Origin of the sequence: Deinococcus aerophilus (assembly GCF_014647075.1) — a bacterium.
GTDB classification, from domain to species: domain Bacteria; phylum Deinococcota; class Deinococci; order Deinococcales; family Deinococcaceae; genus Deinococcus; species Deinococcus aerophilus.
Genome location: NZ_BMOM01000016.1, coordinates 66202 through 78705, shown reverse-complemented (window position 1 = coordinate 78705; position 12504 = coordinate 66202). Strand labels below are relative to the sequence as shown.

Here is a 12504-nt window from a genome sequence, read left to right as displayed (position 1 = left end):
GCTACGCCTATCCCTGGGATAAACTGGTCGCGTCGGCGAGGTCTCTCTTCGCCGCTTGACGGGATTCTTGGAGCACTACCCCACGACGGCAAGCGAGGACGCCCTGAAGGCGGTGCCCTCGGGCACGAGATACGACGTGGTCGCAACAGCCTCGATGATGGACTGGACCCTGAGCGAAATCATCCTGGTGGGTGTTTTGCTGTTGCCGAGTCGCACCGCCATCAGGTCATCAAGCAGCAGGCGGCGGTTGAGTCCACCCAGTTCGATCAGGCGTTTGCGGAAGAGAAACGCCGCGCCGCGTTTCATGCCGCAGGTGTCGCGCAACTGGTCCAGCAGGTCCTGGGTCAGCCTGATGCGTGGATCGGGGTAGATCTGGAAGGCCGCGGCCCAGCGTTGGCCCAGCGGCGTCGCCAGGAACGTCTCGGCCACCCGGTGGTCGTAGGCGGGCGTCCCGGGGGCATCGGGCGGGTGGGCCGCTGCGCTGGGGTCTGGGGGGATGGCGGCCGCGGTCAGCTGCAGCGTGACCGAGGTCACGCCGAGTTTGCGGGCCGCTTCAACGAATTCGGAAGGAAGACTCTGGTCGGGCTGCGTTTCGCTGTTCATGGGTGCGTTCGCCTCCGCGCCACGCGGCCAGCGTGGACGACCGGCGTACGACGCACAAAGGGTGTGTCGGTTCAACCGATTCGTCCGCGGCCAGCACTCGCCGGGCGATCAGATGCGCCGCGGCAGCGTGTACGTACGATTCGAGTCGATCCATCACTCTTTGCGTCAGTTCCGATTCGCCGCTCCCTGCCTGAGAACTGGCAGGGAACCCACGGCGGCGATCGTTAGGTGGCTCTCGGAGCCTCGCACACGCCCGCTCGACGACCAGTTTGATCGGAGCGGGCTCCTCGTCGGCAGCAGCCAGAACGGCGCTCGCCAGCAGGGGATCAGGGATAACGGCGAAGTAGGGCCCGAAGGCCCGCGCGTGGGCGTGCTTCGCGCTGAAGACCTCTTCATCCGTCACGAACCTGAGCGGCATTCCTAAAACCTGAAGGGCCTGCGCACGGGCCTTCCAGAGGACTTCCTCGTCGATGCCTTGGGTCGCGAGAAAGCTGACGGGCTTGCACTCGAGCGTTTCCTGGACGCGTTGGTCCAGTGGGCCCCCGGGCGCAGCCGAGTTGGGATCGTGGGCGGATGGTGCTTTAACCGTTGACCCCTGGCGGCCGACGGTGAAGTCGGCGGTGTAGCTGCGGAGCTTGTTGTCGGCGTCGCGGTACGGCACGGAGGGAGCCCGCGTCACACTCAAGACGTCGTGATCGTAGTCCAGAAGATACAGGCAGCCTTCTTCGATGCTGCTCTCGAAACGGACGCGGCACCCCAGTCGGGCGAGGGCCGCGGTTCCTTTGCGGGAAACGATTCCCGTGTAGAACGATTTCCGCTTCATGTCTGTCTCCTGACCACTGCCAGATTACGCTGTGACCGAAAAATCTGGTTACCAGACAAGGTACAGACTAAAACCCAGCCTAACATGAGGCTTAGATGAGTCACGATGAAGATGCAGCCCAGCTTGCCTCTTTGAGCGAAGTATGAGGGAAGATTCCAGTTCAGTTTTGGTTTGAAATTCTGAGATGCAGTTCGGGTTTCCTCTGCAATCAGTTCAGTTTTGAAATGAAAAAAGGGCCTCTTGACCCCGTGTTCCAGTTCAGTTCTGGTCTGAACGTCACAACAGCCCAGGCGGATAGAACAGGCAGGCAGACGGGGCAGAACAGCGGGTGCAGACCGTCCCAAAGGGAAGCGGCCCCTGCATGTGGGGGCCACTTTCTGACCGGATTGTTGGGCCGGGTGTCGGAATGGGGGCAGGCTACAGCAGCGCGCGGTGGTCGGCGAGCAGGCAGCGGTCCTGAACGACGTCAATGCCGCGCGCCGTGAGTTCCCGGGCCACCCGGTCGTTGCGGATGCCGAGTTGCATCCACACCACCCTGGGGAGCGGCTGCATGCTCAGGATGTCGTCGAGGTGGTCGGGCACCCGGTCGCTGCGGCGGAAGATGTCCACGATGTCCACCGGCATGCTGATCTCGGCCAGCGTGGCCACCGCCTTGTGGCCGAAATAGCTTTCGCCGCGCGCGGCCAGCGCCGGATTGACCGGGATGACCGTGTAGCCCTGGCGGTGCATGTATTCGGGCACGTAGTACGCGGGTTTGGTGCTGTCGTGGTGAAAGCCCACCACAGCGATGACCTTGTTCTCTTTCAGCACCCGGATCACGTCCGGGGTGGCGTGCATGACGGTCAAGGCTGGACTCCTTTGGGCGAGAGGTCGGTGCCGTTCAGGTCGGCGAGGGCGGCCCGTACGGCCTGTAGTGTGGCATCCAGTTCCACGCCGGTGTGTGCCGCGCTGACGAAGATGCTCTCGAACTGCGAGGGTGCCCAGTAGATGCCGCGCGACAGCAGGCCCTGGAACCATGCGGCGAAGGCCCGCGTGTCGCTGCGGGCGGCGTCGGTGTAGCTGCGGACCGAGCCGTGCGGGGCGTCCTGAAAGAAGGGAGTGAGCATCGAGCCGATCTGGTTGACGCTGACGGGTACGCCCGCTTCTGCGGCCAGCGTCTTCAGGCCGTCGCTCAGGCGCGTGGTGTAGGTCTCCAGGCGCGTGTACAGATCGGGATCGGCCTCCAGCGTTCTCAGGGTCGCGAGGCCGGCCGCCATTGCCAGCGGGTTGCCGCTCAGCGTGCCCGCCTGGTACACCGGTCCCTGCGGCGAGACGAAATCCATGACCTCGGCCCGCCCGCCGTAAGCGCCCACGGGCAGCCCGCCGCCGATGATCTTGCCCCAGCAGATCAGGTCGGGCCTGAGGCCCAGCCGGCCGGTGGCGCCGTTCAGAGACAGGCGGAAGCCGGTCATGACCTCGTCGGCAATCAGCAGCGCTCCCGCGTTCTGGACACGGTGCAGGGCCTCCAGAAACTCGGGGGTGGGAATCAGCACCCCGGCGTTGCCCACCACCGGCTCAAAGATCACGGCGGCCACCTCCGCGCCGCGCTCGGCCATCAGGGTGTCTAGACCCTGGGGGTCGTTGTACTCACTGACCAGTGTCAGGGCGGCGTACTCCTCGGGCACGCCCGCACTGCTGGGGGCCGCCGCGCCCAGGCCACCGTCGAGGTTGGTCATCAGGCCGCTGCCCGCCTCCACGAGCAGGCCGTCGGCGTGGCCGTGGTAGTTGCCCCGGAACTTCACGATCAGCTTGCGCCCGGTAAATCCTCGGGCCAGCCGCAGCGCGCTCATGGTCGCCTCGGTGCCGCTGCTGGTAAAGCGAACCTTATCGGTGTGGGTCAGGCGCGTCACCAGTTCGGCCAGCTCCACCTCGCGCTCGCCCGGAGCGCCAAACGACGTGCCGTACTGCAGGGCGTCCGAGATCGCCTCCCGCACCGCCGGGTGGTCATGGCCCAGAATCATCGGTCCCCATGACCCGATGTAGTCGATAAAGCGGGTCCCGTCGGCATCGGTCAGGTACGCGCCGTGCGCCTCACGGATAAAGCGCGGCGTGCCGCCCACGCTCTTGAACGCCCGTACCGGACTGTTCACGCCGCCCGGCGTAACGGTGCGGGCGCGGGTGAACAGCGCCTCGGACCGCTCGGTGGGGGGGGACGTCTGTGCTGTGATGCCCGTTCCTGTCATGCTCCGTACCTTAGCGGAGGCCCGGTCCCCAGGGGGCGAGGGAAGAGACACTTGCCTGATTTACCCTGGGTTCATGTCGTTTGCGTCGCGGCTGCTGATGCCGGAAGTCCTGGGCCCGATGCTGGGATTTTCTGTCCAGCACGTGAGGGAGGGGCAGACCTTTACAGGACACGCCGACCGGATCGTGCGCCTTCATCTGGGCGATGGCGTGCCTTCCGGCGGGCCCAGAACACTGATTGCCAAGATATACGGTCCCGACTGGTACGCCGCCGGTCTGCCGGAACTGGGGTTTTACCGCGATCTGCTGCCCAGAACCCCGGGGCTCCCGGTGCCGAGGTTGCTGGGCTTTGTGGACGATACCGCTGCCCGGCAGTGCACGCTGCTGCTCGAAGACCTGGGCGGAACCCATCATCCGGTGTCTTTTCCACCGTCTGCGGCGGTGCTGGACCGAATGGCCGATCTCCTGGCCGCCGTTCACGCCGCGTGGTGGGATGCGCCGGCACTACAGGCCCCCGCGTTTCAGATGCCCGATCTGGACGTCACGCGGATGCCGCAGGTGCTGGACGCAGCGGGTCTGGCCGCCCACGCACAGGCTGCAAGGCAGGCCGCCGCCTCCTTTCTGAAGCGTCACGAGCTGACGGCCAGCGAAAGGGCGCTGCTCAGGCGCGTGGCTGCTCGCTGGCCCTCGGTCTTTAAAACGCGGGTGGACCTGGGCCAGCTCACGATGATCCACGGGGATCTGCACCTGATGGGCAATGTCCTGCAGTCCGCGGGTGGTGCAGAACTGCGTCTCATTGACTGGGCGACGGTCAAGCGCGGTCTGGGGCCACATGACCTGATGTTCATGCTGATTCCAGCCGACGTTCCTGAAGCTGAGCGGCTGGAGCGCGATACGGCGCTGATTGTGCGCTACCACGCGGGTCTGTGTGCGGCGGGTCTTTCCGGTTACCCGCTGGAGCAGTGTCTTTACGACCATCGCCTGAGCCTGCTGACCAATCTTCTTCAGGCCGTGTTGCAGGGCAGCGTGCGCTGGTTTCGTAGAACGGCCGCGCTGGTGGAACTGTGGCGAAGTGCCGATCTGCTGGAAGCCTGAGCCACAGACCGACCTACAGCCCCAGCAGCCCCAGCGCCGCGGTCGCCGTCAGCTCCTGGCGAAAGGGAGCGATCAGCTCCTTCTCGCGGGGGCTGGCCGTCTGCACGGCAGTATCCAGGGTGGGCACCTGCCCGCTCTGCAGGGCCTGGGCCGCCTGGGCGAAGTCCACATTGGGCACGCCCAGGGCGCGGTTGACTCCGGCGCGTATGGCGGCGTAACGCTCGGCACTCAGGTTCTCGCGGGCCAGCGCGGCGCTCTGGGCGGCGCGGGCCTGCCCGACGCTGCTTCCCGCCCGCCGCAGCACGTTCACGACGGTCAGCAGGTTGGGGGCCTGGCCGCTCTGGACCTCGGCCCACACGCCCTGTAGCCCGGTGAAGCTCTCGCCCAGCGCGGCGCGCACGTCCCGGCGAACGCGCACGAATTTCTGCACGTCGCTCTGGGTCAGGGGCCGGGAATCCTGGGCGGTGGGGGCCGGCGGGGTGCCGGGCGGTGGGGTCTGCTTCTGCGTCTGCTGGCTCTGGGCCGGTGGGGGACGCCACGCGGCGACAAATTCGCGCGCCGGCCGGATAACCACGAACCATGCCAACGCGCCCAGCAGCGCCAGAGCCAGCAGCGTGCCGCCTCCACATCCCAGACAGCCGCACCCCGGGCCACGTCTCGCTTTCATACCCCGAGTGTACGGGGCGGGGACTGTGCGGGTTCCCGTGCCGGATGGTTGACACAACAGCCGACTGGGGCGCTAGATTGCGAACGTTCAACTGCCAGCACTCTCTGCCTGCGACCCTCTCATGGGTGGCAGCCCCCCTGCCCTGGAGGCTCCATGACCGGACTGCCCACTGCCGTTTCCCGTGCTGTTCCCACCCCCCGCAAGGCGGCGCTGCTGCTGACCGGCCTGACCCTGACCCTGGCCAGCTGCGGCTCTCCGGCCGTCACGCCGCCCACGCCGCAGACCCGCACGCAGGACACCCGCACCTTCAAGGCGGTCACGCCGACGCTGACCGCCACGCCTGGCGCGAGTCTCTATCAGGGCGTGTACGACGGTTTGCAGGGCAAGGCCGCCTACGCCGCCGAGGTTCCCGAGAACTGGAACGGCACGCTGATCATGTACACCCACGGCTACGCCGGGACCGGCGAGGAGCTGAAGGTACAGACGCCGCCGCTGCGCGCCTACTGGCTGTCTCAGGGCTACGCCTGGGCCGCAAGCAGCTATTCCAGCAACTACTACGACGTGCAGTCCGGCGTGGAAGACACCAACGCGCTGGCGCTGAAATTTCCCGAGCTGACCGGCAAGGCCAAGCCCAGCAAGTACTTGATCATGGGGTTCAGCATGGGCGGACATGTGGCGGCGGCCTCAGTCGAGGCGGAAACGCTGGCGACCGCCAAAAACAAGGTGACCTATGCCGCGGCGATGCCCGCCTGCGGAGTCCTGGACGAGGAATACGAGTTCCAGTGGCTGGGCGATTACACCCTGGCCGCCGCACAGATGGCCGGGTACGGTGCGCAGCGCTACCCGCACGAGGACTTCCAGAAGCTGCTGCCCGACATCAAGGCCGCGCTGTTCACGAACACGTCCGGCACGCTGTGGCAGGTCAACGACGGCCAGGGTGCGAAGCTGCGGGCGCTCGCCAGGCAGCTTACCGGCGGCGAGCGTCCCGTATTTGATCTGGGGTTCAGCGTGGGCAGCCTGCAAAACGCCGTGCTGTCCACCGGCGGCTCGGACGGCACGCTGACGGGCATCCTGGCCAAAAACTACTACGGCAACAAGGGCGTGACCTACCGCTGGACCACGGACGCCACCCCGACCCCTGCCGAGGTTGCCTTCAACAACCTGATCCTGCGCGTCGAGGCCGATGCGGCGGCCAATCCGGCCCGCTCCGGGGCACTGCGCTGGCTGCCCCGCGTCAACGGCGAGATCAATGTGCCGGTGCTGACCCTGCACACCCTGGGCGATTTCTACGTGCCGTTCAAGCATGAGCAGCTGTACAGCAAGGCGGTGGCCGCCAGCGGCAAGTCCAACCTGCTGGTGCAGCGGGCCATCCGTGCGCCGGGCCACTGCGACTTTGCCGCCGCAGAACTGGTGGAAGGTTTCAATGCCCTGGTCGCCTGGGAAAAAACGGGTCAGAAGCCCGCAGGAGACGACGTGACCACGCCCAGCGTGATTGCCGACCCCAACTACGGCTGCAAATACACCCGTGAAACCCGACCGGGCGTCGCTGCCTGCAACGTGGCCGCCCCGCTGCATAACTGAAGTTCGGCCGAACCGGAGGGGGGCGCGAATTGGCCCGCCTCCGGTTCGTTGTCTTCCGCTATGACCACAGGGCCGTGACCAGCGCGTGGCCCTGGTGCACCGAGGCCGTGACCGTATCCCCGGTCGTCTCATTGCTGACCGTCCAGCCGCTGCCCAGCGGGATATCCGCTGCGCGCAGCGGCCAGCGTACGCCGTGCAGACTCAGGCCGCGCAGGTCACTGCACGCCACCACACTCAGGGTCACGCCGGGCGGCAGCTCCAGAGACAGGGGAGAGGCGGCGAGCAGCGGCCACGCCCATTCGTCGCCGCTGCTCAGGGTGACCCGCAGACCACCGCGGGCCAGACGAATGCCCCCCAGCAGCAGCGCCGCCGCATGGTCAAAGCGCCCGCCGAAGGCCCCCAGGAACACCAGTTCGGTGGCTCCCCGGTTCAGGGCGACCCGCACGGCCAGCTCCGCGTCCGTCTCGTCCTTGGCCGCCGGGTGGACCTCGCGTGGGGCCTGGATCTCCAGGCCTTCCGACGAATCGAAGTCGCCCACCCAGATGTTTACCGCGACCTTCAGGGTCGCGGCGTGCCGTGCGCCTCCATCCGCTGCGACCACCACGTCTGGACGCGGCAGGGTGGCCAGGGCGGGCGTGGCTGTCAGCCGTCCGCCGACAAGAATCCAGGCGATCACCGGGGCAGTGTAGCGGCCTGCTCCTCCTACAGCGCGGGCAGGCCCAGCGCCGCGTGCAGGTCGTTCAGCAGGGTCTCCACATTACGGCTCAGGCCGTCCAGCGCGGGCGTGGAACTGCGCAGCGGGTTGAAGGCCGAGAGGTACAGCAATTTCGTGCCTCCCCGCGGATTCAGGCTGGCGTCGGAGGTCATGGCCAGCTGCACGAACTTCTCCTGCCCGTCCGGCAGCGTGTAGGTCACCCCGATCAGCTGGTACGGTCCGGCATTCTCGGGGGGCGATACCTTGAGCTGCACGCGGGCCGCGGCGCTCAGGGTGGTCGCTGTGGCCGCCGCGTTCAGTTCCTTGAGCTTGACCGGATTGTACGGATCGCTGGTAAACAGCGTGTTCATGTCCGCAAAGGCCAGCGCCCCGACCATTCCTTCCAGCTGCTGCACGGGCTGAGTGGGGGGGACAGTGGTGGTGGGGGCCGCGGTGGCCGCTCCCCCGGTCTTGCCCAGATAGGCCTGCAGAACTCCGCTGCCCGTCAGCTTCTGCACGAGTTTCCCGGCGCAGTCGGCAACCGCCTTGCCCTCGTCACTGTTGAGGTGCACGCTGCCGCCCCACCAGCCCCAGGTGCTGACCCCGCCGCTGGTGCCCTCGCAGCTCTCGGTCCACTTCACGCTGCCGCTGGCCATGTCGGTAAGTTCCATCGAGGCGCGCACGGTCTTGCCACTCAGGCAACCCACGATGGGCAGGCAGACGCTGCCGGCGCCGCTGACGCTGGTGACGCCCCCGGTGAGCTGCAGGGTGGCCGCGTCCTTTTGCCGCACGGCCTGCACATAACCGCTGGCGCTCAGCGCCCGGGTCATGGCCTCCTCAAAGGCGGAGTAGACGCTGCCCGAGCAGTATCCTCCCTGGCACCACCGGTCCCCGATGTACACCACGGCCTGCGGCCCGCTGTACTGTGCGTGCGCTCCGCTGGACAGTACAGCGATCATCACGAAGCCTGCCTGCCATCTCCGACCCTTGTGCATAAGCTTCCTCCTCGTTCAGAAGGTGGGTTCCCTGACAGTATGAACCATCCGGGTCAGCCGCGGTCGTCCGGGACCCGGCGCACCTGCTCCGGCTCTACCCTCAGGCGCAGCCGGTCGTGGGCCAACGCTCCCACCTCCCGTGAACTCAGGTTCAGGGTCAGGGAGCCCAGGTCGTGGCTCACCGTCACCGTCTCGCCCGACTCGGTGACCTGACGGAAAGTGACGGGGAACTCCTCGCCCACGCCCAGCGTGACGGCCGCCTCGGGGACCAGCAGGGCCTGCCCACCGCCCTGGCCCAGCACGTTGGCCCACCCCAGGAAGGCGGCGACCCAGGCGGTGTCGGGCCGCGCAAAGACCTCGCGGGCCGTACCCGTCTGCACCAGGCGTCCGGCGCGCATGATCGCCACGCGCCCGGCCAGGGCCAGGGCCTCGCGCTGATCGTGCGTGACGAGCAGCACGCCGGCCCCCACCCGGTCAAACAGGTCGTGCAGGTCGCTCCGCAGTTCGGCGCGCAGCCGCTCGTCGAGGTTGGACAGCGGCTCGTCCAGCAGCAGCAGCGGCGAGCGGGTCGCCAGCGCGCGGGCCAGGGCGACCCGCTGCGCCTGCCCGCCGGACAGTTGGGCGGGGCGGCGGGCCTCCAGCTCCGACAGGTTGACCAGCGCCAGCGCCTCGCGCGCCTGTTCGTACGCCCCAGCCCGCGCCACGCCGCGCATGCGGGGACCGTAGGCCACATTGTCCAGCACGCTCAGGTGCGGAAACAGCGCGTAATCCTGAAATACCAGCCCGAGGTGCCGCGTCTCCGGGGGCCGCCCGGTCACGTCGCGCCCGCCGACCTCCACGCGCCCCGCATCCGGACGCTCCAGCCCGGCCACCAGCCGCAGCACCGTGCTCTTGCCACAGCCCGACGGCCCCAGCAGGGCCAGCGTTTCTCCTGCCTCCACATGAAGCGAGACGTCGTGCACCGCCTGAACCGGACCGAAGGACCTGGAGAGGTGGTGGGTGGTCAGGGCGGGGGGCGACACGCGGCTCAGGCCAGCGTCCGGCGTCCCATCCGGACCCGCCGGGGTCAAGGCGGCCGCTTTCATGTGACCTCCCCCTCGCCGCCGTCCAGCACCGTGAAGGCCGTGGCCGAGAGCAGCAGCAGCACCGTCGCCAGCGCGCAGGCCTCGCCCAGGTTGCGCTCGCCGGGGCGGCCCAGCCGGTCATACAGCCCCACGCTAAGGGTGGCCCACTCCGGGCGGGTCAGCACCAGCGTCGCGCCGAACTCGCCCAGCACCGTGGCGAGGGCCAGCGCCGCGCCGCCGCGCAGGGCCGGCAGGGTCAGCGGCCACGTCACCGTGCGCTGGGCCGCAAGTGGACCCGCTCCCAGCGTGCGGGCGGCCTCGAACAGAGGCGGGGGCAGGGCGCGCAGGGCCGGCAGCAGCGAGCGCACCACCAGCGGCAGCGCCAGCAGCGTGTAGGCCGCGATCAGCATGGGCAGGGTGGCGGCCAGCGCCGGGTAGGCGAGCAGGTAACCCACTGCCAGCGACACCGGCGAGACCATCAGCGGCAGCAGCGAGACCAGATCCAGGACGCGCGAGCGGGCCAGCCACGCGCCCAGCGCATACAGGCTGCCCAGCGCGGTCGCCCCGACCAGGGCGAGCCCGCCAAAACGCAGCGTGTTGCCCAGCAGCAGTGGCGTCTCCGGGTCGGCGGCCACCCCCTGCCAGTACGCCAGGGTGGGGCCGCCCGAGCCCACCACTCCGCGCGCCACCACCGCAAGCAGCGGCGCAAAGCAGATCAGCAGGGTGATGCCACCCAGGACCAGAATCCCGGCCCGCACGCCGCCCCGCGCCCGGGGCAGCTCCGAGGTGGGGGTTCCCGCGCCGCCGCGCGTCAGGCCGGTGTAGGCCCAGGTGGCGATCAGCGTCAGCAGCAGCTGGCCGGCAATCAGGGCGCTGGCCTCCGAGAGACGCAGCTGCAGGGCGGTCAGGGTATAGATCTCGACCTCCAGCGTGGCGTAGGCCTCGCCGCCCAGCGCCAGCGGCAGCCCGAAGCTCAGCGCGGAGTACAGAAAAACGAGCACGGCCCCCGCCGCCAGGCCCGGCAGCGCCAGCGGCAGCGCCACCCCCAGCGCCGCCCGCCACGGGGAAGCCCCCAGCGACCGCGCCGCGCCGATCAGCTGGGGCGGCACGCGTGAGAACCCGCCGTACGCGAGGCGGATCATCACCGGCAGATTGAAGAACAGATTGCCCAGAATCAGCGGAGTGGGCGTCTCGCTGAGGTCCAGCCCGGTCAAGGTGGTCAGCCAGCCGCGCGGCCCGAGCAGCGCCGAGAGACCGAGCACGGCCACCAGGGTGGGGGTCACGAAGGGCAGCAGCAGCAGGCGCAGAAACAGCCGCTTGCCCGGAAGGCTGGCCCGCGACAGCAGGTAGGCGAGCGGGCCGCCCAGCAGCAGCGCGAGCAGCGCCGTGCCGCCCGCCTGCGCCAGCGTCCAGCCGAGCCGTCCCAGAAAGTACGGCTCGCGCCACACGCTCAGGTTCACGCCGCCTTCGAGCAGGGTGCGCCCCAGCGGCACGGCGAGCAGCAGCGCCGTGAACACCAGCGCGGGCAACGCGAGCAGCCAGCCAGAGACGCGGGACGGAACGGAAGGCATCACCGGGAAGGGTAGCGTGCCGGACGGGACCGGCGCTTCTCACCACCTTCCCAGTGCCCCGGCCCGCGTAGACTCCTGGACATGCTTCAGGGCCTCCTCTCGCGCTTCGACGATTCCGGCAATCTCGTGCCGCGCTATACCCCGCCGCGCTGTTTGCTGGAGCGTCAGGCGGTGGGGGGCTGCGACATCTGTGCCACGGTCTGTCCGCACGGCGCGGTCCTGACCGGACTGGTCGGCCCCGCCGTTCAGATCGACGCCGACGCCTGCACCGGCTGCGGCATCTGCGTGCAGGCGTGTCCGACCGGGGCGCTGGAATACGGGCTGCAGGGCACGCTGGAAAGCGTGCGCGACCAGAAGGGCGGCGAGGAGGACGAGGCCACCCTGACCTGCTCCCAGAGCGGTGCGGGCGGTCCGCAGCTGCCGTGTCTGGGGCGGGTGACTCCGGCGGTGGTGTCGGCGGCGGGAGCCTGGGGCACTCCACTGACCCTGATCCACGGCGCGTGCGCGGAGTGTTCCATCGGCGCGCCGGACGTGCCCGAACGCCTGGCTGCGGTGGTGGCCGAAACGCAGCAGCTGCGCGCGGCCACCGGCCGACCAGCCCGTGTGACGGTGCGCCCCTCGGCCCCGGAAGACACCGAGCGGGCGGTGCGTGTCTCGCGGCGCGGGGCCTTCGGGGCGCTGTTCCGGGCGGGCAAGGCGCAGCTGGCCCACAGCATTCCCGAGTCGCCGCTGCCCTTTGTGGACTGGAGCGAACCCGAGGAACGCACCCCCGAGGAGTGGAAGTGGCGCGCCCTGACCCTCAAGCCCACGCCGCCCGCCGACGCGCCGGTCCACTGGCCCGCGCCGCTGGTGGACGACTCGTGCATCGACTGCCCGGTGTGCCACAACGTCTGTCCCACCGATGCCATCGACCGGGAGCTGACGGCCGAGGGGGGGGTGCGCCTGTTACTGAACCTGGGGGCCTGCACCGGCTGCATGGCCTGCCTGCGCTCGTGCCCGCCCCAGGCCATTCACGAGCAGACGGCGTGGCTGCCCGCCGCCTTTGACGCGCCCATTCTGCTGCGCGAAAGCGAGAGCGTGATGTAAATCCAGCGCGGAGGGGCCCTCTGAGGCCCTGATTCGCTGCAGGGACCGTTCTGTCTGCGCGTTCGCCCGCGCGGACCCACGCGCCCCGCCCAGCCCGTCGGGTAT

Annotated in this window: 12 protein-coding genes; 3 read left to right on the top strand and 9 right to left on the bottom strand. The window is 68.8% G+C overall.

What is annotated here, in order from left to right:
* Window positions 1–75 precede the first annotated feature (75 nt).
* The 4 genes from IEY21_RS10885 to hemL form a co-directional block, all read right to left on the bottom strand.
* A complete protein-coding gene (locus IEY21_RS10885; RefSeq protein WP_188904295.1) occupies window positions 76–603 on the bottom strand; it encodes a hypothetical protein in 528 nt (175 codons plus the stop codon).
* Window positions 554–1426: a hypothetical protein gene (locus IEY21_RS10880; RefSeq protein ID WP_188904293.1), complete on the bottom strand. Its 873-nt coding sequence runs from the start codon at window positions 1424–1426 to the stop codon at window positions 554–556. The genes IEY21_RS10885 and IEY21_RS10880 overlap by 50 nt, the downstream gene beginning before the upstream one ends.
* A gap of 417 nt (window positions 1427–1843) precedes the next feature.
* A complete protein-coding gene (locus tag IEY21_RS10875) occupies window positions 1844–2263 on the bottom strand; it encodes a CoA-binding protein (protein WP_373290508.1) in 420 nt (139 codons plus the stop codon).
* 5 nt (window positions 2264–2268) lie between these two features.
* Complete coding sequence (gene hemL / locus IEY21_RS10870) at window positions 2269–3648, bottom strand: glutamate-1-semialdehyde 2,1-aminomutase (RefSeq protein WP_188904289.1); 1380 nt, start codon at window positions 3646–3648, stop codon at window positions 2269–2271.
* Between the two features lie 73 nt (window positions 3649–3721).
* Between hemL and IEY21_RS10865 the strand changes: the two genes are divergently transcribed.
* On the top strand, window positions 3722–4741 hold the full coding sequence (locus tag IEY21_RS10865; RefSeq protein WP_188904287.1) for an aminoglycoside phosphotransferase family protein: 1020 nt from the start codon (window positions 3722–3724) through the stop codon (window positions 4739–4741).
* Between the two features lie 13 nt (window positions 4742–4754).
* On the opposite strand, the gene IEY21_RS10860 is transcribed toward IEY21_RS10865, so the two are convergent.
* Window positions 4755–5408, bottom strand: coding sequence for a hypothetical protein (locus IEY21_RS10860; protein ID WP_188904284.1), 654 nt, complete (start codon window positions 5406–5408; stop codon window positions 4755–4757).
* A gap of 153 nt (window positions 5409–5561) precedes the next feature.
* Between IEY21_RS10860 and IEY21_RS10855 the strand changes: the two genes are divergently transcribed.
* The gene (locus tag IEY21_RS10855) at window positions 5562–6989 is read left to right on the top strand and encodes an alpha/beta hydrolase (protein WP_229753036.1); all 1428 of its coding nucleotides are present in this window, start codon (window positions 5562–5564) and stop codon (window positions 6987–6989) included.
* A gap of 58 nt (window positions 6990–7047) precedes the next feature.
* On the opposite strand, the gene IEY21_RS10850 is transcribed toward IEY21_RS10855, so the two are convergent.
* Genes IEY21_RS10850 through IEY21_RS10835 form a run of 4 tightly spaced genes read right to left on the bottom strand, consistent with a single transcriptional unit; the run spans window position 7048 to window position 11313 of the window.
* Entirely contained in the window at window positions 7048–7665 is a 618-nt protein-coding gene (locus tag IEY21_RS10850; protein WP_188904282.1) for a thiamine diphosphokinase, read from the bottom strand.
* A gap of 26 nt (window positions 7666–7691) precedes the next feature.
* Complete coding sequence (locus tag IEY21_RS10845) at window positions 7692–8678, bottom strand: hypothetical protein (RefSeq protein ID WP_188904280.1); 987 nt, start codon at window positions 8676–8678, stop codon at window positions 7692–7694.
* 53 nt (window positions 8679–8731) lie between these two features.
* Window positions 8732–9763, bottom strand: a complete 1032-nt coding sequence (locus tag IEY21_RS10840; protein WP_188904278.1) for an ABC transporter ATP-binding protein — start codon at window positions 9761–9763, stop codon at window positions 8732–8734.
* The gene (locus IEY21_RS10835; RefSeq protein WP_188904276.1) at window positions 9760–11313 is read right to left on the bottom strand and encodes an ABC transporter permease; all 1554 of its coding nucleotides are present in this window, start codon (window positions 11311–11313) and stop codon (window positions 9760–9762) included. Before IEY21_RS10835 ends, IEY21_RS10840 begins: the two co-directional genes overlap by 4 nt.
* 81 nt (window positions 11314–11394) lie before the next feature.
* Here IEY21_RS10835 and IEY21_RS10830 point away from each other — a divergent pair, with 81 nt between their 5' ends.
* A complete protein-coding gene (locus IEY21_RS10830; protein ID WP_188904274.1) occupies window positions 11395–12399 on the top strand; it encodes a 4Fe-4S binding protein in 1005 nt (334 codons plus the stop codon).
* The last annotated feature ends 105 nt before the right edge of the window (window positions 12400–12504 follow it).